The 21,052-nt window shown below is 66.8% G+C and carries 15 protein-coding genes; 6 read left to right on the top strand and 9 right to left on the bottom strand.

The window, feature by feature from the left end; genetic code table 11:
- Nucleotides 1-128 precede the first annotated feature (128 nt).
- Nucleotides 129-833: an aspartate/glutamate racemase family protein gene (locus H7A86_RS09445; protein WP_119132084.1), complete on the top strand. Its 705-nt coding sequence runs from the start codon at nt 129-131 to the stop codon at nt 831-833.
- A 165-nt stretch (nt 834-998) separates the two neighbouring features.
- On the top strand, nt 999-2,297 hold the full coding sequence (locus H7A86_RS09440; RefSeq protein ID WP_119132085.1) for an MFS transporter: 1,299 nt from the start codon (nt 999-1,001) through the stop codon (nt 2,295-2,297).
- Between the two features lie 81 nt (nt 2,298-2,378).
- On the opposite strand, the gene H7A86_RS09435 is transcribed toward H7A86_RS09440, so the two are convergent.
- Together H7A86_RS09435 and ispG are read right to left on the bottom strand one after the other, a co-directional pair.
- Entirely contained in the window at nt 2,379-3,077 is a 699-nt protein-coding gene (locus H7A86_RS09435; RefSeq protein ID WP_119132086.1) for a phosphatase PAP2 family protein, read from the bottom strand.
- Nucleotides 3,058-4,323 (bottom strand): flavodoxin-dependent (E)-4-hydroxy-3-methylbut-2-enyl-diphosphate synthase, encoded by a 1,266-nt coding sequence (ispG, locus tag H7A86_RS09430; RefSeq protein WP_119132087.1) that lies wholly within the window; start codon nt 4,321-4,323, stop codon nt 3,058-3,060. The genes H7A86_RS09435 and ispG overlap by 20 nt, the downstream gene beginning before the upstream one ends.
- Nucleotides 4,324-4,443: 120 nt before the next feature.
- Between ispG and H7A86_RS09425 the strand changes: the two genes are divergently transcribed.
- On the top strand, nt 4,444-5,670 hold the full coding sequence (locus tag H7A86_RS09425; protein ID WP_164739365.1) for an ATP-binding protein: 1,227 nt from the start codon (nt 4,444-4,446) through the stop codon (nt 5,668-5,670).
- Nucleotides 5,667-6,245 carry a response regulator transcription factor gene (locus tag H7A86_RS09420; RefSeq protein ID WP_104585309.1) on the top strand — a complete coding sequence of 193 codons (579 nt, stop codon included), beginning with the start codon at nt 5,667-5,669 and terminating at the stop codon, nt 6,243-6,245. The genes H7A86_RS09425 and H7A86_RS09420 overlap by 4 nt, the downstream gene beginning before the upstream one ends.
- A gap of 1,065 nt (nt 6,246-7,310) precedes the next feature.
- Here H7A86_RS09420 and H7A86_RS09415 read toward each other — a convergent pair.
- Nucleotides 7,311-8,267: a glycoside hydrolase family 5 protein gene (locus tag H7A86_RS09415; RefSeq protein ID WP_104648599.1), complete on the bottom strand. Its 957-nt coding sequence runs from the start codon at nt 8,265-8,267 to the stop codon at nt 7,311-7,313.
- A 477-nt stretch (nt 8,268-8,744) separates the two neighbouring features.
- Here H7A86_RS09415 and H7A86_RS09410 point away from each other — a divergent pair, with 477 nt between their 5' ends.
- Nucleotides 8,745-10,601, top strand: a complete 1,857-nt coding sequence (locus H7A86_RS09410; protein ID WP_119128421.1) for a putative bifunctional diguanylate cyclase/phosphodiesterase — start codon at nt 8,745-8,747, stop codon at nt 10,599-10,601.
- Nucleotides 10,602-10,694: 93 nt separating this feature from the next.
- Here H7A86_RS09410 and H7A86_RS09405 read toward each other — a convergent pair whose 3' ends face one another.
- Together H7A86_RS09405 and H7A86_RS09400 are read right to left on the bottom strand one after the other, a co-directional pair.
- Nucleotides 10,695-12,257: a sodium/sugar symporter gene (locus H7A86_RS09405; RefSeq protein ID WP_119132088.1), complete on the bottom strand. Its 1,563-nt coding sequence runs from the start codon at nt 12,255-12,257 to the stop codon at nt 10,695-10,697.
- Between the two features lie 255 nt (nt 12,258-12,512).
- A complete protein-coding gene (locus tag H7A86_RS09400; RefSeq protein ID WP_119132111.1) occupies nt 12,513-15,125 on the bottom strand; it encodes a glycoside hydrolase family 3 protein in 2,613 nt (870 codons plus the stop codon).
- Nucleotides 15,126-15,560: 435 nt separating this feature from the next.
- Here H7A86_RS09400 and H7A86_RS09395 point away from each other — a divergent pair, with 435 nt between their 5' ends.
- The gene (locus tag H7A86_RS09395) at nt 15,561-17,516 is read left to right on the top strand and encodes a PhoX family protein (protein WP_119132089.1); all 1,956 of its coding nucleotides are present in this window, start codon (nt 15,561-15,563) and stop codon (nt 17,514-17,516) included.
- Nucleotides 17,517-18,010: 494 nt separating this feature from the next.
- On the opposite strand, the gene H7A86_RS09390 is transcribed toward H7A86_RS09395, so the two are convergent.
- The 4 genes from H7A86_RS09390 to panD form a co-directional block, all read right to left on the bottom strand.
- Nucleotides 18,011-18,634 (bottom strand): ATPase, encoded by a 624-nt coding sequence (locus H7A86_RS09390; RefSeq protein WP_119132090.1) that lies wholly within the window; start codon nt 18,632-18,634, stop codon nt 18,011-18,013.
- 3 nt (nt 18,635-18,637) lie between these two features.
- Nucleotides 18,638-18,982 carry a type II toxin-antitoxin system prevent-host-death family antitoxin gene (locus H7A86_RS09385; protein WP_104648595.1) on the bottom strand — a complete coding sequence of 115 codons (345 nt, stop codon included), beginning with the start codon at nt 18,980-18,982 and terminating at the stop codon, nt 18,638-18,640.
- Nucleotides 18,983-19,137: 155 nt separating this feature from the next.
- Nucleotides 19,138-20,652, bottom strand: coding sequence for a glucose-6-phosphate isomerase (gene pgi / locus H7A86_RS09380; protein WP_119132091.1), 1,515 nt, complete (start codon nt 20,650-20,652; stop codon nt 19,138-19,140).
- Nucleotides 20,649-21,029 (bottom strand): aspartate 1-decarboxylase, encoded by a 381-nt coding sequence (gene panD / locus H7A86_RS09375; RefSeq protein WP_104582937.1) that lies wholly within the window; start codon nt 21,027-21,029, stop codon nt 20,649-20,651. Before panD ends, pgi begins: the two co-directional genes overlap by 4 nt.
- Nucleotides 21,030-21,052 lie beyond the last annotated feature (23 nt).

Raw genomic sequence — 21,052 nt, 5'->3', positions numbered from 1 at the left:
AGGCGGCCTGACCGACACGCGCGATGGCGTGGCGACGCTGCCGACGTACACTTCGCCGATACGCGCTCCCCGGGCATCGAAGGGCGATGCGTACGCACATTCGTTGACTGTTCCAAGGTGAGGTCGGTATGCCGGTTCCAAGCAAAACCATCGGCCTGATCGGCGGCATGAGCTGGGAATCCACCCTGCCCTACTACCGCATCATCAACCAGCGGGTGCGCCATGCCTGCGGCGGCCTGCACTCGGCCAAGGTCTTGCTGTACAGCGTCAATTTCCATGAGATCGAGCGCCTGCAACACGCCGGCGACTGGGACGGCGCCGGCCAGGCGATGGCGGCAGCGGCGCGCGCGCTGCATGCCGGTGGCGCCGACTTCCTGGTGCTGTGCACCAACACCATGCATTGCGTTGCCGATGCGATCACCTCCGCCACGCCGCTGCCATTGCTGCATATCGCCGATGCCACGGCCGAGGCGCTGATTGCGGCGGGCGTCACCCGGGTCGGGCTGCTCGGCACGCGTTTCACCATGGAACAGCCGTTCTATCGCGAGCGCCTGGCTACGCGTGGCCTGCAGGTGCTGGTACCGCCGGCCGACGTACGCGCGCAGCTGCATCGGGTGATCTACGACGAACTCTGCCAGGGCATCATCCGGCCGGCGTCGCGCGGCTATTTTCGTCAGGTCATGGCCGACCTCGGCCAGGAGGGTGCGCAAGCGATCATCCTGGGCTGTACCGAGATTTCGCTGCTGGTGGACAGCAGCGATGCACAGTTGCCGTTGTTCGACACCACCGCCCTGCATGCCGAAGCGGCCGCGCACGCAAGTGTGCGCGACTGACCGCCACCAAAGGCGCAGCCAGCGCGCCTTTCCCGAAGTGCGTCCGCCCCGCCGTTGCGTGCAAACGTGCAAGCTGCGCATTGCCGCAGCGATGGCATGGGTGCCTCACACCCCGCGGCTCCAGCACGCGCGCGTGCGCGATCACCTGCCACAGGATGTCATGCCTTGAAGACCCGTCCAGCAACAGGCACCGCACCAGCAAGCCAGCTCACACGCGGTGATTACAAGACGCTGGCCTTGTCCGCACTGGGCGGCGCGCTGGAATTCTACGACTTCATCATTTTCATTTTCTTCGCCACGGTGCTGGGGGAGCTGTTCTTCCCGCCGGGCATTCCGGAGTGGATGCGGCAGTTGCAGACCTTCGGCATCTTTGCAGCCGGGTACCTGATCCGCCCGCTGGGCGGGATGGTGATGGCGCACTTCGGCGATTTGCTCGGTCGCAAGCGCATGTTCGCGCTGAGCATCGGGCTGATGGCGTTGCCGACGCTGGCCATCGGCGTGCTGCCGACCTACGCGCAGATCGGCCTGGCCGCCCCCTTACTGCTGCTGACGATGCGGTTGCTGCAGGGCGCGGCCATCGGCGGCGAAGTCCCCAGTGCATGGGTCTTCGTCGCAGAACACGTGCCTGCACAGCGCAGGGGACTGGCGTGCGGGACCTTGACGGCCGGCCTGGCAGCCGGCGTGTTGCTCGGCTCGCTCAGTGCGGGGGCGATCAATCGCGCCTTCACACCGCAGGAAATCGCCGAAGGCGCCTGGCGCCTGCCGTTTCTGGCCGGCGGCATCTTCGGCCTGCTTTCGGTGTATCTGCGGCGTTGGCTGCACGAAACACCGGTGTTCGCCGAGTTGATGGCGATGCGTGCCCTGGCGCGCGAAACGCCGCTCAAGGTGGTGCTGCGCGATCATCCACGCAGTGTGGCGCTGTCGTTGTGGCTGACCTGGATGGTGGCAGCCGGGGTGCTGGTGGTGTCGTTGATGACGCCGACGCTGCTGCAGAGCGCGTACCACTACCCGGCAGCGGTCGCCTTGCAGGCCAATCTGCTTGCGGTCCTGCTGCAGGCGGCCGGCTCGATCGTGGCCGGCGCCTTGTCCGATCGCTACGGCAATGGACGCGTGCTGCTTGCCGGCAGCGTATTCCTGGGCGCCAGCGCCTGGCTGTTCTATCGGCTGGCCGGCGATCCGCAGTTGCTGTTTCCGCTATATGCCCTGATGGGCGCGGCGCTCGGCGTCCTGGGCGCGGTCCCGCGCGTCATGGTCGAGGCGTTTCCGCCGGTGGTGCGCCTGTCCGGCGTGTCATTCGCTTACAACCTGGGCTATGCGGTGTTTGGTGGCCTGACCCCGTTGGTGGTGGTGATGCTGCTCAAGCAGCACCCGATGGGACCGGCGTATTACATGATTCTGCTGGCCGTGATCGGCAGCGTGATCGGGCTGCAGTTGTGGCGCCGGGAGCTGGCAAGCCCTCGCTGAGTCAAAGGCAGCGGGGTATTGGCGCCACGCTAGGCACCCCGGCCTGCGCCGGCCGCGTTCGACCGCAAAGCGGTCGTGCCCTCAGGTCGAAGCGGGATGGCGACGCCAATGCGGCCGCCGCGCGCCGCGAAACATCACCAGATACAGCCCGACCACCCACACCAGCGCGGCCGACCAGCCGCCCAGGATGTCGGAGGGGTAATGCACCCCCAGGTAGATCCGCGACACCCCCACCAGCACCGCGAACCCACTTGCGGCAATGGCCACCGGCCAGCGCCAGCGGGTGTTCCAGGCCAGCGAGACAACCACCGCGGCGAGCGTCATCGAGCCCATCGCATGCCCGCTGGGAAAGCTGAAGGTGCTTTCCGGGGCAATCGATTCCCACAGGCTTGGGCGGTCGCGCTGGAAAACCTGCTTGGCGCCCATGTTCAACAAGGCCGAGCCAGCAAAGCCGAGTGCGGCAAAGGTTCCCTCGCGCCAGCGCCGCAGCATCAGCAATACCAGCACGATGGCGATATCGGCCGGGATCACCCCGTACTGGTAGCCAAGCTTGGAAACCACCCCGAAAAACACATCCAGCCCCGGCGTGGCGATGCTGCGCATGCTCCACAGCAAGGGCTCGTCGAAGTAAAAATTTTCCAGTTCGTGGACTTCGTCGGCCAGGTCGACGAACAGGCCCAGCGGCAGCAGCACGCCGGCAAACAGCAACGCCATGCGCCACGCATTGCTGCGCAGCCATCCCCTGAAACCGGCCGGCGATTCAGCCGGCGCGGCGGACATACGTGCGTTCGACGTACTGATCGATCAGATCGATGAATTCGTAGGCAATGTTCTCGCCACGCAGGGTGACGCTTTTCTCGCCATCGATGAACACCGGCGCCGACGGCGCCTCGCCGGTGCCCGGCAACGAGATACCGATGTTGGCATGGCGCGATTCGCCCGGCCCGTTGACCACACAGCCCATCACCGCCAGGGTCATGTTCTCCGCGCCGGGGTTGCTGATCTTCCACTCCGGCATCTTGGCGCGCACATGGTTCTGCACCACGCCGGCCAGTTCCTGGAAGAACTCGGAGGTAGTGCGGCCGCAACCCGGGCAGGCGGTGACCATCGGCGTGAAGGCGCGCTGGCCGGTGGTCTGCAGCAGTTCCTGCGCGACGACCACTTCCTGGGTGCGCGACTGGCCCGGCTCCGGCGTCAGCGAGATCCTGATGGTGTCGCCGATGCCTTCCTGCAGCAAAACGCTCAGCGCCGCGGCCGAGGCCACGATGCCCTTGCTGCCGATACCGGCTTCGGTCAGGCCCAGATGCAGCGCAAAATCGCAGCGGCTCGCCATGTCGCGATACACCGCGATCAGCTCCTGCACGCCGGACACCTTGGCCGACAGGATGATGCGCTCGCGCGCCAGGCCCAGTTCCACCGCGCGCTCGGCCGAATCCACCGCCGAGCGGATCAGCGCTTCGCGCAGCACGCGGCCGGCATCCCAGGGCGTGTCGCGCTGCGAGTTCTCGTCCATCAGTTGCGCGGCCAGCGACTGGTCCAGCGAGCCCCAGTTGGCGCCGATGCGCACCGGCTTGTCGTACTTGATCGCAAACTCGATCAGCTGCGCGAACTGCAGATCCTTCTTCTTGCCAAAGCCGACATTGCCCGGATTGATGCGGTACTTGGCCAGCGCTTCGGCGCAGGCCGGCTCGGCGGCAAGCAGCTGATGCCCGTTGTAGTGGAAGTCGCCGATCAACGGCACCTCGATCCCCATCATGCGCAGCTTGTCGACGATGCGCGGAATGGCCGCGGCCGACTCGGCGTTGTTGACGGTCAGGCGCACCATTTCCGAGCCGGCGCGCCACAGGTCGGCCACCTGCTTGACGCTGCCGGCGATGTCGGCGGTGTCGGTATTGGTCATCGACTGGACGACCACCGGGTGGCCACCGCCCACGATCACGCTGCCGATCTTGACAGCCTGGGTGATGCGGCGCGGCCAGGCGGTGGCGTCGGCGGGAGGGGTTGGGCGAGTCACGGCGTCGTACATCGCGGTATTTTAGCCTGTCATCGGTCCGCTCACAGCTGAAGCGCTGCGCGCGCCGTCTTCCAGGCCGATGCGACGGTTTGTCGCAGGCCGCCACGCCCCCGAGCGCATAGCATTGCCGTGATGAATTCCTCAGACGCCTCCTTCCTGCGGACCCTGTGCAGCCTGCGCTGGCTGGCCACTGCCGGCCAGGCCGCCACCATCCTGGTCGCCACCGGGCTGATGGGCCTGGATCTGCCGCAGCAACCCTTGTGGGCCGGCGTGGCCGCGCTGGCGGTGTTCAACCTGTATGCACAGCTGCGGGTGGCCCATCGCGGCGCGGTCAGCCCGGCCACCGAATTCGGCCACATCCTGGTCGATGTCACGGTGCTGACCTGGATGGTGGGCTGGAGCGGCGGCATCGCCAACCCGTTCGGCTCCCTGTTCTTGGTGCTGATCGCCCTGGCCGCGCTGGCCCTGCCGCTGGGCTGGGCGATGGCGGTGGCGGCGGCCTGCGTGGCCGGTTATGTGATCAGTGCAGCGTTCGGGCTGCCGCTGCCCTACGGCAGTTTCGACCCGCTCAGCCTGCATATGTGGGGCATGGCCGCCAACTTCCTGTTGTCCACGGTGGTGGTGCTGGCCTTCGCCACCCGGCTGGCCTTGTCGATGCGCGAACGCGAGCGCGAGATTTCCACGCTGCGCGAGCGCTTCGCGCGCAACGAGGGCATCGTCGCGCTGGCCACGCATGCGGCCTCGGTGGCGCATGAGTTGAACACGCCGCTGGCGACGATGACGCTGCTGGTCGACGACATCGCCGACCAGTGCGACCAGAGCGAATTGCGCGAGGATCTGGACACCCTGCGCGAGCTGCTGGTGCAGTGCCACGAGCGCGTGCTGGCGCTGGCCGCGCCGGCCGACAACGGCCACCTCAGCCGCGAAGTCGCGGTCAAGGACGTGCTGGAACAATGGCGGCTGGTGCGCCCGACCATCGAGCTGCGCCGCAACGACGATGCGCCGATGCGCCTGCTGCTGCAGCCCGGGGTCAGCCATCTGCTGATGGTGTTGCTCAACAATGCGGCCGATGCCGGCGAACGGGCCGGCCGGCCGCAGATCGACCTGACGCTGCGCGTGGAGCAGGATCATCTCAGCGGCGAAGTACGCGACTACGGTCCGGGCTTCGATACCTCGCAAGCCATGCTGCCCGGCACCCTGTTCAACAGCGGCAAGCATGACGGCATGGGTGTGGGGCTGGCGCTGTCGCATGCCACCGTCGAACGGCTGCAGGGCGAGTTGTGGATGCTACCCGCCGAAGGCAGCGGCGCCCGCGTCGGTTTCCGTCTGCCGCTCTCCGAACACGAGGCACTCGCATGACAAGCACTCCCCTGCGCACCGGCCTGCTGGTCGACGACGACACCTTGTACCTGCGCACGCTGCAACGCAGCCTCGCCCGCCGCGGCGTGGACACCCTGACCGCCACCGATGCGGCCAGTGCCTTGTCGACCGCACGCAGCGCCCTGCCGGATTTCGCCTTGATCGATCTCAAGCTCGGCCATGATTCCGGCCTGAGCCTGATCCAGCCGTTGCGCGAGATCCGCGCCGACATGCGCATCCTGCTGGTCACCGGCTACGCGAGCATCGCCACCGCCGTGGAGGCCATCAAGCTCGGTGCCGACGACTATCTGCCCAAGCCGGCCAATATCCCCACCATCATGCGGGCACTGGGCGAAGAGGACGACGAGCTGCCCGAGCCGGACGAAGAAGAAACCGCGCGGGAAATGATGACACCGCTGAGCCGCCTGCAATGGGAGCACATCCAGCAGGCGCTGCACGAAACCGGCGGCAATGTCTCGGCTGCCGCACGCCTGCTCGGCATGCACCGCCGCTCGCTGCAACGCAAGTTGACCAAGCGGCCAAGCCCGGGGCCGTTACGCGAGCCTGGGCGTTAAGACGCGGCCAGTTGCCGTGAGGACAAATCGGTCGAGGGCGCAGCGCCCTCGCCGCTTGCGGGACACGCCTTGAATCCAACCACAGGGACGCATTGGCGGCATCCATGCCGCCAACGTTCCGGCAACCGGCAAGGGCACGGCTCCAGCCAGTTGGTCGGTGCTCTTGTGAGAGCTGTCTGTCGTGCGGCGCCCATCAGACATGGCCCATGCGTCGTGAGCGAACGACGCATCCAGCACCGCTCTTACCGTGCACACCGACCATCTCAACTGGTCCTTGCCCGCTCACCGTCGCGGGACCCTGAGCGGCATGGATGCCGCGCCGGAGCCTACATGGACGTACTTGCGGCGTGTCCCGCGATGGTGGGCGGGCAAGGGCCTGCAGCCAACGCGCAGCGTCGAGGGCGCGGCGCCCTCACCGCACCAAACAGTTGGTCGGCGCTCTTGTGAAAAGCTGTCTGTCGTGCGGCGCCCATCAGACATGGCCCATGCGTCGTGAGCGAACGACGCATCCAGCACCGCTCTTACCGTGCACACCGACCATCTCAACTGGTCCTTGCCCGCTCATCGTCGCGGGACCCTGAGCGGCATGGATGCCGCGCCGGAGCCTACATGGACGTACTTGCGGCGTGTCCCGCGATGGTGGGCGGGCAAGGGCCCTGCAGCCAACGCGCAGCGTCGAGGGCGCGGCGCCCTCACCGCTTGCGGGACACGCCGTGAACCCATCCCTGGGGGCTCGGTGGCGGCATCCATGCCGCCACACGGTCCCGCAACCGGCAAGGACACCGCACCAGACAGTTGGTCGGCGCTCATCTGAAAGCTGTCTGTAATGCGGCGGTGTGCAGATGCTCCACGATCGAACAAGGCGCATCCGGCACTGCTCTTAACTTTGAGTACCGACCATCTCGACTGGTCCTTGCCCGCTCACCGTCGCGGGACCTTACGCGGCATGGATGCCGCGTAAGAGCCTCCATGGACGGATTCACGGCGTGTCCCGCCATGGTGGCCGGGCAAGGGCCTGCAACCAAGCGCCGGATCGACCGCTCTACCGATTGTGGAGCTTCAATCTCAACGCGGGCCGAATACGCTCGCCCTGCGCGAGGTCGCGGTGATGCCATCGGCGCCCAGGATCAAGTTGCGGCCCCAACTGCTGAGGCGCGTGGCGTTCCAGCCGATTGCGATATCCAGCGATTGCGTGCTGCTGTCGTTGCCCGACCACGACCAGCCCAGGTAGCCAACGTTGTATTCGCGGGCGCGACGCATGATCGCCGCCTCGTCCACCTGCGCGCCGCGATGGTCTCCTCCGAACTCGCCGATCACCAGTGCCAGCTTTTTATCGCGGAAGGCGCGCAAATACTTGTTGACCGTTGCATCGCTGCCGAACACTTCGTACATGTGCACGCTGAAGATCAGGTTGCGGCGGCTGTCGCGCGCCAGCAAGGCGGCCGCGTTGTCGCGCATGTAGAACTTCCAGTCCTGGCCCCAGTTCGGTGCATCCACCATCAATGCGTGGGTCAGCCCGGTCTTGCGCAACGCGGCGATCGCCGTTGCATGGCCATTGACCCATTCGCTGGCGCTCAACTGGTTGCCGAACGGCTCGTTGCCGATGTTGATGATGACGTGGTCTTCGTTGCCGATCAGTGCCTTGCGGATGCTGGTCCAGTACGCAGTGGCATGGGACAGACCAGCGGCGGCGCCGTCTTCGCCATAGCCGGTGGTGTCGTGCACTTCCAGCACCGCGATCAAGCCCAGGCTTTTGCAACGCGCGATGATGCGCGCCACCTCGGCCTCCGGCGTACGGTTCCAGCGATAACCGGAACTGAGCACCACACGCACGCTGTTGGCGCCGGTGGCGGCAATGGCGGCCAGGGCCGCATCGGTTCGGCTTGCGTACCAGGCGTGCGGCAGATTGACGCCACGCAATACCACGGTATTGCCATTGGACTCACGCAGCTGGGTGCCGGACACCGACAGCCCTGCGTGCGCGGCAGACGACAATGCCAGGCCTGCAACGACCAGCAGCATGCGGCGGGCAAAACGGGGCAACGGTGATTTCACGATCGATTTCCAGGCAGCGGGGAGGATGACGGGCGATGGCGTAACTCACAGCGCCCGTGAACACTGTGTCAATTTGCGGTAGCTGTTGATGCAACCCCTGTCACACAATGAGCAGGCACCGAAATCAGGTGCGCTGAATCGTTACGGCTCGTGGGACGACAAGGCGGGCTTACCACCAGTGATCGGCCAGGCGTCGATAATGTTGAGCAACGCGCATCGGTGCCGACGGCGCTGCCGGACCGCTGCTTACATCGGGCATGACGCAGGAGCCGGCGCACTCGCCGGCCTGGCGCCCAGCCGTCGCCCAAACCGTCGCCTGATGCCGTCCCGTTGCGGCCGTCGCCGCGGCGATTCAACCGCGGCCACCGTGCGGGAAAGCCGCGTCAACTGAACAAAGCCCGGTGCTGTCGATCAAGGGATCACGCTTCAGGCCGATACGAGCACATGCATTCCGCGCTCGCTCCCGTCAGTTCCCCTCCTCCGCCCGAGGTCGATGAGTCGACCCGGTTGGCCGTCCTGCGTGGTCTTTGCCTGCTGGACTCGCCGCCCGATCCGGTGTTCGAGACCATCGCCGCGATGGCTGCCCGCAACCTGGGCGCGGAAATCGCACTGGTATCGCTGGTGGACGAGCATCGCCAGTGGTTCAAGGCCCGCATCGGCCTGGAGCCGCAGGAAACACCGCGCGACCAGGCGTTCTGCGCGCATGCGATCCGCACCCACGAGGTGATGGTGGTGCCCGACGCACAACTGGATCCGCGCTTTTGCGACAACCCGCTGGTGCTGGGCCCGCCGTTCATCCGCTTCTACGCCGGCGCACCGCTGACGCTGCGCGACGGCCACCGCATCGGCACCTTGTGCGTGATCGGAACCAGCCCGCGCCCGGGCCTGGACGCCGAGGCGATCACCCAACTGGAAGGCCTGCGCGACCTGGCGGTGCTGCGGGTGGAAAACCTGCGCAGCACCACCTATCGCGACGGCCCGACCGGGCTGCCCAATCGATCGCGCTTTGCCGAAGACCTGGATGCCTGGCTGTCGCAACGCGACAGCGCCCCGGCCACCACCGCCGTGGCGGTCGACATCTGCGGCAGCGATTATTTCCGCGAAATGGTCAAGGCGCTGGGCTGGGACTATGCCGACGGCTATGTGGCGCTCGCGCAGCGTCGCCTGGCGGCCTATCTGCCCGCCGGCACCGCGTTGTACCGGCTGGACCCGACCACCTTCGGCTTCCTGGCCCAGGTCGAGACGCACCGGTTGTCCACGCTGTGCACCAAGGTCTCCAAGGCCTTTGCCGAGCCGCTGGAACATCAGGGCATTCCGCATACCCCAGTCGCCTCGATCGGCGCGGTCTCGCTGCAGACCAGCTATGGCGCGGCCGACACCATCCGCTCGCTGACCACTTCGGTGGACATCTCGCGCGAGCGCGGCGCGCCCTGGAGCATGTACGAGCGCAAGCACGACGTGGCCCAGCGCAATACCTTCCGCCTGCTGGCGGCCCTGCCCGCCGCGCTGGACAGTTCCAGCCAGCTGCGTCTGCACTACCAGCCGCGCGTGGACCTGCACGATCACCGCTGCGTCGGGGTGGAAGCGCTGCTGCGCTGGCAGCATCCGATGATCGGCCCGGTGATGCCCGCCGACTTCGTGCCGATGGCCGAGAAGACCGCGTTGATCAACCGCATCACTGCCTGGGTGATCGACAACGGCATCGCCCAGGCCGCGCGCTGGCAGCAACAGGGCCTGGACTTCAATCTGGCCTTGAACGTATCGGCCGCCGACCTGGACCGGCCCGGCTTCGTCGGCCTGCTGCGGCGTGGCCTGGAGCGCCACAAGCTGGATCCGCGCCGGCTGGAGATCGAATTCACCGAAAGCGCGATGATCCGCCACCCCGAGCATCTGGCCGAGCAACTGGCGGCCATCGCGGCGCTGGGCGTGCACATCGCCATCGACGACTTCGGCACCGGCTACAGCAATTTCAGCTATCTCAAGCAGCTGCCGGCCAGCTCGTTGAAGATCGATCAGTCCTTCATCCGCTCGTTGCCGGACAACCGCACCGACCGCACCCTGGTGCCGGCCATGATCCAGCTCGGCCACAGCCTGGGACAGCGCGTGGTCGCCGAAGGCATCGAATCGGCGGAGGCCTACACGCAGTTGCGCGCCTGGGGCTGCGACGAAGGCCAGGGCTACTGGATCGCCAAACCGATGCCGGCGGCCGCACTGGAAACCTGGCTGCAGACGCCGTGGCACGAGCAGTTCGAAGCACCGGTCAACCTGCTCGCTGCGAGCCTGGCCGCAGCGCGGGTGTAAGCGGCAACCGCACAACGTCCAAACGCAATGCGGCGCGACACCTGCGTGTCGCGCCGCATATGCACGGCTGATCTCAGCGTGCGATCCGATCGATCACCAGAACACCGCATAGAGCGCGATCAGGATCGCCACGACCCCGATCGCACCGATCTTGAAGCCCAGCGTGGTGCCGTAGGCCACATCGTCGGTGCGGATCAGATCGCGTGCCTGGGTCGGGGCGGTCATCAACGACACCAGCACCGCCAGTACCAGCGCGGCCACGAACACCACCCCAATGCGGTCCATGAACGGCAGTTCCGGCCAGGCGAACTTGAGCGCGAACGACAGCACCACCGAGCCGATCGCCGCGGTCAGCGCGCCGGCTTCGTTGGCGCGCTTCCAGAACAGCCCAAGCATGAAGATCACCACCACGCCCGGGGTGAAGAAGCCGGTGAATTCCTGGATGAACTGGAAACCCTGGTCGAAGTTGCCCAGCAACGGCCGCGCGGTCAGGATGCCGATGAGCACCGCCACGATGGCCACGATGCGGCCCACGCGCACCAGCTGCTTCTGCTCGGTCTGCGGCCGGAACTTGGCGTAGAAATCCAGGGTGAAGATCGTCGCCACCGAGTTGATCTTGGAGGCCAGCGAGGCCACGATCGCCGCCACCAGCGCCGCGAACACCAGGCCCAGGATGCCGGTCGGCAACAGCTGCATCATGGTCGGATAGGCCTGGTCGGGCTTGGCCAGGTCCGGCGCCAGCACCACTGCGGCAATGCCCGGCACCACGATCACCAACGGCATCAGCAGCTTCAGGAACGCGGCGAACACCATGCCCTTCTGCGCCTCGCCGATGTTCTTGGCCGCCAGCGCGCGCTGGATGATGTACTGGTTGAACCCCCAGTAGCTGATGTTCATCACCCACAGGCCGCCCAGCAGCACGCTCAGGCCGGGCAGGTCCTTGTAGAACGGGTTGTCCTTGCTCAGGATCATGTGGAAGTGCTCCGGGTGCGCACTCCACAGATGCTTGAAGCCGGCCAGCACGCCGGCACCATCGCCGATCCGTGCCAGGGTCAGCCCGGCCACCAGCAGGCCGCCCAGCACCAGCAGCGTGACCTGCACGATGTCGGTCAAGGCCACCGCCTTCAACCCGCCATACAGCTGGTAGACCAGGGCGAACACGCCGATCAACGCCAGCGCCAGGGTCTGGTCCATGCCGGTGACCTGGCTGACCGCGATCGACCCCAGCCACAGGATCGAGGTGAGATTGACGAACACGTACAGCAGCAGCCAGAACACCGCCATCAGCGTGCGGATCCACTTGCCGTAGCGCTGTTCCAGGAACTGCGGCATGGTGTAGATGCCGTTGCGCAGGAAGATCGGCAGGAAGAACTTGCCGACGATCAGCAGCGTCAGCGCCGCCATCCACTCGTAGGACGCGATCGCCAGGCCGATCGCATAGCCGGAACCGGCCATGCCGATGATCTGTTCGGCCGAAATGTTCGCGGCAATCAGCGATGCGCCGATCGCCCACCACGGCAACGACTTGCTCGCCAGGAAGTAATCCTCGGCGCTCTTGGTGTGGCCTGCTTTCTCGCGCGAGACCCACTGCGCGAGCACGAAGATGCCGGTCAGATAGACCAGCACAATCACGATATCCAACGTCGCCAAACCCACTGCACTCTCCTGTCTGGCTCTGGGCGGCGCGTCGTGGAGCGGACAGGCCTGCAGACTGCCGCCGCCCGCACCGCGTGCGTGGCGGCAGCGCGGCGAACCGCAGCTGCAGGCCTTCCCGGCCGATCGACGCACGCGTCCCGCGGCGGCTGATGACACCACCGCTGAGGGTGGCCGCTGTAGCACGTCGCCGGGACCGGCGACGCGTGTGTCCTGATTACCTGGGCACACCCGCAGGCGCGCCTGCGGGTGTGCTGCTTACTTGACCGGGCAGTCGAGCGTGACTTCGGCTTCGTTGAGCGCGCCCAGCGCGATCTTCGACACCGACAGATCCAGCGCCGCAGCGCTTTCGATGCTGGCGACCTGGGTCAGCTTGGTCACGTCCGCACCGGCCACCGCAAAGCACTTCAGCGGCACGCCCAGCACCTTCCATTGGCCCTGCGGCAGCGCGGCCAGGGTCTTCTGCGCATCGACACGGCCGCCGCAGTTGTCGCCACAGCCCACGCCCAGCCATACCGGCCCGGTCACCGCGCTGTCGCGGCGCACGGTCAGCTGCAGCTGCCCATCGCCGTTGCTCTCGCGCGAGACGTCGACCGGCTTGCCGGACACCAGCAACACGCTGGAGGCCTTGGCACCGGACCACACCAGGCGCCGCGCATCTTCCTGCGCCTTGTGGTCGACGGCGGTCATCTTCAGGCTGCCATCGGACAGACCCACCGGCAGCGTGGTGGCCGGCATGTTGGCCTGGCCGGCGTTGGACAGCTGCATCGCAATGCCCAGCGCCGGCTTGCCGCGCACGAAGTACACCCCGCCCACCGACTGCTCGCCGGACACGCCCGATTCCTCCGGCAGCGCGGCCAGGTCGCCCTTGTCGGCATAGGTCAGGCCGAAGCCGAACTTGAACTGCGGGTCGTAATCCTTCTGGCCGACGTTGTTGGCGAACTGCACCGCGGTCCTGGGCCAGGAGAAGCTCAGCTTGCCCTTGAAGTCGTTCTGCACCGTGCCGTCGGCCTTGCGCAGCAGCACGTCGGCAATGCCCTCGCCTTCGGAACCCGGCAACCAGGCGGCGACGAACGCATCGGCCGCATTGATGTACTGGTTCATCCACAACGGGCGCCCGCTCAGGAACACCGCCACCACCGGGATGCCCTCGGCCTTGAGCTTCTTGATCAATGCCAGCTCGCTCTCGTCGCCCGGCTTGTACAGCAGGGTGGCGATGTCGCCCTGGAACTCGGCGTACGGGTTCTCACCGAACACCACCACCGCCACGTCGGGCTTGGTCTTGTACGCACCATCGACTGCCAGCTCGGCGGTGCCGCCGGCGGCCTTGATCTGCTTGTCCAGGCCTTCCCAGATGGTGTTGCCGTTGGGGTAGTCGCTGCGCTTGGTACCGGTGCCCTGCCAGTTCAGCGTCCAGCCGCCGGACTGCTTGCCCATGTCGTTGGCGCCATCGCCCAGCACCAGCACGCGCTTTTTCGGATCCAGCGGCAGGATGCCGGCCTGGTTCTTCAGCAGCACCAGCGACTCGCGTACCGCCTGGCGGGCGATCGCGCGATGTTCCGGCGCGCCCAGCAATTCGTACTTGCCGCCGAGCGGGCGCTTGGACGGCTTGCCGGCTTCGAACAGGCCAAGGCGCAGCTTGACGCGCAGGATGCGGCGCACCGCATCGTCCAGGCGCTCCATCGAAATCTGGCCAGACTTCACCGCGGCCAGCTCGGTCTCGTAGATGCCCTTCCAGCTGTCGGAGGCCATCGCCATGTCGACGCCGGCGATGAACGAGGCCGGGCAGTTCTCGTTGGTGCAGCCCTTGACCTGGCCGTGGCCATTCCAGTCGCCGACCACGAAACCGCCGAAGTTCATGCGGCCCTTGAGCACGTCGGTCAGCATGACCTTGTTGCCGTGCATCTTTTCGCCGTTGAAGCTGTTGAACGAGGCCATCACCGTCTGCGCACCGGCCGCGATCGCCGGCGGATAACCGGCCGCGTGGATGTCGCGCATGGTGGCTTCGGACACCTTGGTGTCGCCCTGGTCCTTGCCGTCGGTGGTGCCGCCGTCGCCGACGAAATGCTTCACCGAGGAAATCACGTGGCTGCCGTCGAGGAACTGCGGGGTGCCCGGCACGCCCTGCACGCCTTCGACCATCTTGCCGGCGAAGCTGGCCACCACGTCCGGCGACTCGGAATAGCCTTCGTAGCTGCGGCCCCAGCGGTCGTCCTGTGGCACCGCCACGGTGGGCGCGAAGGTCCACTCCATGCCGGTGACGCGGGTTTCGGCGGCGGTGACTTCACCGATCTTCTTGATCAGCTCCGGGTTGCGCGTGGCGCCCAGGCCGATGTTGTGCGGGAACAGCGTGGCACCGACGATGTTGCTCTGGCCGTGCACCGCATCGATGCCGAAGATGATCGGGATCGCATTGCCGCCCTTGGAGGTGTCCATCGACGCTTCATAGAAGGCGTCGGCCAGCTTCAGCCACTCGGCCGGCTTGGCGTCGTACTTGCCGCCCGGGTCGGAGTTGCCACCGGCCAGCACCGACCCGATGCGGTACTTGCGCACGTCGTCCGGGGTCATGCTGGCGATGTCGCCCTGGATGGTCTGGGCGACCTTCTCTTCGACACTCATCTTGGCCATCACATCGGTGATGCGCTGCTCCAGGGCCTGGTCCTGGGCGAACGGCCACTTCGGCGACGGCCACTGGTCGGGATGGATGGCGGTGGACGCCTCCGCGGGCGCGGCGGCCGGTGCGGTCTTGCTTGCCTCGGCGGCGGTGTCCTTGCCTTGGCAGGCGGCCAGCATCAGCACCGCGGCGGCGGTAGCCAGAGAGAGGGCACGACGCGCGACAGGCGCGGCGGTACGACGAAGCAGCTTGTCCAAGATCCAGGTCTCCAGGTGGTTCTCCCCACGGCGATGCGTGACGCCGCAGGCCATTAGGCGGCGTACGCTTGCGTGATTCCCATACCCTGTCAACACCGCGCGCTCGTATGCCAAACGACGGGCAACTTATTGGCCCGGGCTATAGGCTTGGAATACCGGCAGCACCCGTCAAACCACGGGAAACCGCCAAATCCGGCGTGGCGCCTGGGCTTGCGTGGCGGCGCACTTTGCTGCGATGCACCACCGTGCCGGCTCCGCACTGCGCAGCCCAACCCGCCGGTGCAGGTATTGCCGGGTTCGCTTGCGGCGCCCTGTTCGAATGCCCGCCAACAGGTGAGCTCGCCGTCAAACAACTGTCATACCCCGGGCCTAGCGTGACCGGCTTGCCGATGCGCCACCGGCCATCGTTGATCGTCGTCTTTGCCTGGAGTTTCGATGTCCGCCTCCCCCGATCCCGCCCGCCGCCGGCTGATGCACCTGCTGGCGTCCGTCCCGCTGTTGCCGCTGGGCAGCGCCAGCGCCGCCGCCCTGCAACACCTCGGCGGTGCGGCATTGGCCGCACGCCCGCTGCGGCCGTCGGACACCCCGACCCAGCTGGTGTCGGCCACCTTCCATGGCATGCCGGCGCCCAGCCTGGCCAACCCCGCGGCGATGGCCACCACCACGGTGGGCTCGTCGCTGACGGTGGCGCGCAGCGACGGCAGCACCCAGCGGTATGCGCTTGCGTACCACCCGTTCTTCGTCACCGGCGACCAGGTGCCCGACGGCAAGGGCGGCACCGTGCTGGCCGGCGGCTACTACGACATCCAGCACCGCCCGATCATCGACCGCTCCAAACCCGGTGCCGAACGGCCGTTCTTTTCCGACTGCCCGGACGGCTCTTCGCTGCTGACCCTGCCCGATGCCAAGGTGCCCGGGGTCAAGGGCAATCACGTCTTCGCGGTGGTGCAGTTCGAATACACCACCCGCGACCAGGCCGGCAACGACACCAACCGGCACCTGCCCGCGCCGATCGCCGTGCTGACGCTGGATCAGGACCCGGCCACCGGCAAGCTGTCGCTGGTGAAGTACCACAACGTCGACACGGCACCGGTGCACGGGCTGTGGACCACCTGCGGGGCCAGCCTGTCGCCGTGGAATACCCACCTGTCCAGCGAAGAATACGAACCCGACGCCACCGCGCTGGCCGGCAACACCCAGTTCCGCAGCTACAGCACGCATCTGTACGGCGACCCGGAAAAGGCCAACCCGTATCACTACGGCCACCTGCCCGAAATCACCGTCCACCCGGACGGCACCGGGAGCGTGCGCAAGCATTACTGCCTGGGCCGCATCTCGCACGAGCTGGTGCAGGTGATGCCCGACCAGCGCACCGTGCTGATGGGCGACGACGCCACCAATGGCGGGCTGTTCATGTTCATCGCCGACCGCAAGGCGGACCTGTCGGCCGGCACCCTATACGTGGGCAAGTGGCAGCAGACCTCGGGCGTGGGCCCGGGCGCGGCCACGTTGCGCTGGATCAAGCTCGGCCATGCCACCAGTGCCGAGATCCAGGCCATGGCCGACCGCCTCACCGCCGCCGACATCCTCGACGTGCATCTGAGCGACCCGGGCGATGCCGCGTTCACCAAGATCCCGTTCAACGGCACCTTCAACTGGATCCGCATCAAGCCCGGCATGGAGAAGGCGGCCACGTATCTGGAAACCCACCGCTACGCCGCCCTGGCCGGCGGCAGCCTGGGCTTCACCAAGCTCGAAGGCACCACCGTCAATGCCCGCGACAAGATCGCCTACATGGCGATGTCCTACATCGTCACCAGCATGCGCGACGGCTCGGGCGACGTGAAGGTGGAGGGCCCGGACGCGGGCGCGGTGTACGCCTTGAATCTGCGCGGCGGCCAGCGCGACCACCACGGCGCGCCGATCCACAGCGACTGGGTGCCGATCGACATGGCCGCACCGGCCGCGCTCACCGGCCACGACCTGGCCAAGGCCGACGCGCTGGGCAACCTGGCCGATCCGGAGCGCCTGGCCAACCCGGACAACCTCAAGTTCTCCGAAGCGCTGCGCACCTTGTTCATCGGCGAAGACAGCAGCCTGCACGTCAACAATTTCCTGTGGGCCTACAACGTGGACAGCGGCAGCCTCACGCGCCTGCTGTCGGTGCCGGCCGGCGCCGAATCCACCGGCCTGCATGCGGTCGACCAGATCCACGGCTGGACCTACGTGATGAGCAATTTCCAGCACCCCGGTGACTGGGAAAGCCCGCTGCACGACACCGTCAAGGCCACACTGGATCCGCTGGTGCGTGCCAACTACAAGAACCGCTTCGGCGCGGCGGTGGGCTACCTCACCGGCGACCCGGTGGCGGTGAGGTTGGGCAAGGCCTAGGCGCCGCCGTTCCAGTTGCAGCGTTGCGTGGCGCTGCAGCTGACACATACAGCACGGCGTTCTCGTTGCTGCCGCAAGGCCGGTAGGAGCGCAGCTGGACGCGAGGAACTTTGCCGGTATGCCTGTCGCGCCCGGGTGCGCTCCTACGGGTGAGGTCGCTGGATATCAGGCCGCGCCGCAGCGTTGCGTGGCGCTGCAGCTAACACATACAGCATGGCGTTCTCGTTGCTGTCGCAAGGCCGGTAGGAGCGCACCTGGGCGCGAGGAACTTTGCCGGTATGCCTGTCGCGCCCGGGTGCGCTCCTACGGGTGAGGCCGACGCGTGCAGCGTGGCGTCTCGCTGCTGTCGCAATGCCGGTAGGAGCGCACCTGGGCGCGAGGAGCTTTGCCGATCTAACCTGTCGCGCCCGGGTGCGCTCCTACCGGTGAGGTCGCTGGATGTCGGGCCGCGTCGGTGAGAAGCGGATCAGACCGCAAGTGCATGAGCGCGCGGCTCAAGACTGCCGCAACTCCAGCGCCGCCATCACGATGGGCTTGGCCCAGCCGGGCACCTGCGCCAGTTCGTCCGGCGTGGTCGGGTACTGCAGGCCGTTGCGGTCCAGTTCCAGCACCAGCAGCGGGGCGACCTGCCCGGTCGCATCGGCGGGCACGCTGTTGTCGTAGACATGCAGCACCGCCAGATGCGGCAGCAGCGCGATCAGGTTGGCACGCGAGGCATCGTAGCGCTCGCGGATCTTGTGCTCGGGGATGGCATGCCCGCCGGCGGCCACGCGCGCTGCCACCCGTTCGATATGCAGCTCGACGCTGGACAGGCCGCAGAACCAGATCGCCACGGTGTGCTGCGCGCAGGCCTGCCGCAGCAGGCGCGGGATGGTCGTCGCGCCCAGGGTGGTTTCGAATGCATAGTCGCTGCCGGCATCCATGGCCTTGCGCAGCCGTCGCACGCCCTCCTGCCAGGCTTGCGCATTGGCCTGTTCCGGTGGCCAGCCCTGCTCCACCAGCTCCCGGGTGAACGCGTCCGGGTTGAACCAGGTGCCGCCTTCTTCCCGCAACACGCTGCCCAGCAGCGAACTCTTGCCGGCGCCGTTGACGCCGGCCAGCACCAGGATGTTTCCCACGATCTAGAGCGACGGGCCCAGGGTGACCTTGCTACCCCGGCGTGCCGGCTTGCCGATCACCTGGGCCAGGCCTGGGCCATCGGTCACTGCCGCCAGATGCGCGTCGAACCTGGCCTGCAACGCCTGCAGCGATTGCGCCCGCGTCGAGGCGGCCGCCGCTGCGCTCGCCTGCCTCACCAGACGGTGGTACTCCTCCGCATCCACCACGACCGCCTCGGGATGATTATGGTTGGTGATGACCACCGCGCCATGCGAGCGCACCTTGCGCATCAGGCTGGGCCAGCCCTTCACCTTGATGTCGGCGGCAGGGGATGTTTCGAGCTCGGGCAGATCCTGGAGGCGAGACATGGGACGGTCCTGCACATGGTGGTGACTCACAGCCTACGCTCAACTTCCCATTTTGGGAAATTTGGCTATTTTGACCCAGTCCCATGCCTGCTAGTCCGCCGCACAACGAAAACGGGGCCCGCAGGCCCCGTCGTCTTGCAATCGATGCGCCAGGCTCAGCCGCGCAGCTTGGCCAGCAGTTCGCGCGTCACCGGGTCCGCCACGTCGGCCGACTCGCCCTTCAGTGCCGGCAGCAACTGGCTGGCCAGCTGCTTGCCCAGCTCCACGCCGAACTGGTCGAACGCGTTGATGCCCCACATCACCGACTGCACGTAGACACTGTGCTCGTACATCGAGATCAGCGCGCCCAGCGCTTGCGGGGTCAGCGCGTCGAGCAGGATCACCGTGCTCGGGCGGCCGCCCGGATAACTGCGGTGCGGATCGCTGCTGTCCTGGCCGTTGGCCAGCGCCTCGGTCTGCGCCAGCACGTTGGCCATCAGCGCGACATGGTTTTCCGCGTACGGATCGTCGTTGTGCACGGTGCCGATGAAATCGGCCGGCACCACGCTGGTGCCCTGGTGCAACGCCTGGAAGAAGCTGTGCTGCACATCGGTACCGGCACCGCCCCACCACACCGATACGGTGTCGCTGTCCACGGCAGAACCATCCAGCTTGACCCGCTTGCCCAGGCTTTCCATCACCAGCTGCTGCAGGTAGGCCGGCAGCAGGGCCAGGCGCTGGTCGTAAGTCATCACCGCATGCGTGGCGCTGCCGAGCAGGTTGCGGTTCCACACCGCCGTCAGGCCATGCAGCACGGCGACGTTTTCTTCCAGCGGCGTGTCGAGCGCATGCGCGTCGAACTGCGCCGCGCCTTCCAGCAATTGTTCGAAACGTTCGAAGCCGATCGCCAGGGCGATCGGGAAACCCACCGCCGACCACAGCGAATAACGGCCACCGACCCAGTCCCACATCGGCAGTACGCGGCTCGGCGCGATGTCGAAGGCCTTGGCGGCGCGGTCGGGATTGGCACTCACTGCGTACAGCCGCTCGCTGCCGCCCAGCCAGGCATGCAGGATGCTGCCGTTGAGCAGGGTTTCCTGGGTGCCAAAAGTCTTGGAAATCAGGATGCCGGCAGTGCGCGCCGGGTCCAGCGTGGCCAGCGTGCGCTGCATTGCCGCGCCGTCGACGTTGGAGACGAAATGCACGCGGAACCGCGCACCGGACGGCGCGCGCAAGGCGTCGGCCACCAGCCGCGGCCCCAGGTCCGAGCCGCCGATGCCGACGCTGACGATATCGGTGACGTCGGTGGCTTCCAGTTGCTGGATCAGCGCGCCCATGCGCTGGCGCACTTCCGCAGCGGTTGCATACGCTTCGGAGGCCACCGGCGCATCGGTCAGGTCGCCGCGCAACGCGGTATGCAGTGCAGCGCGCTGCTCGGTGACATTGACCTGCTCGCCGCGGAACAGGCGCTGGAACGCGCCGGCCAGATCACGCTCACGCGCGATGGCGAACAAGGCATCCAGCGCGGCGCGGTCGTACTTCTGCCGCGCGAAATTGAAATACAACGGACCGACCTGCCTGGCGTACTGCGTCGGCCGTTGTGGCTCGGCGGCAAGCAATGCGGGGATGGCAGCGCCGCGCAGGCGCTGGGCGTGGGCGTGAAGCGCGTCGAATCCGTTGGTGTGTGTCATGCGGCCTGCGTGGGGATGCTGTGGTTGGTGTGGGTGATCGTATTGCTGCCGTCCACATATACCAGATTGGGCTTGAAGGTCTCGGCTTCGGCTTCGCTCATGCTGGCGAAGGCGGCCACGATGATCAGATCGCCCACCTGCACGTGACGCGCGGCGCCGCCGTTGAGCGAGATGATGCCGCTGCCTTCCTCGGCACGAATGGCATAGGTGCTGAAACGCGCACCGTTGGTGACGTCCCAGATATGCACCTGCTCGAACTCACGGATGCCGGTGGCTTCCAGCAGCAGGCCGTCGATGGCGATCGAGCCCTCGTAATTGAGCTCGGAATGGGTGACGGTGGCGCGGTGGATCTTGGCTTTCAGCAGGGACAGGTGCATGACGGGCAACGGCAAAGGAAAGC

This window comes from Xanthomonas euroxanthea, from assembly GCF_903989455.1.
Lineage (GTDB): Bacteria > Pseudomonadota > Gammaproteobacteria > Xanthomonadales > Xanthomonadaceae > Xanthomonas > Xanthomonas euroxanthea.
Note: the sequence above shows the minus strand (reverse complement) of the source record. Positions and strands in the feature narration are given on the sequence as shown.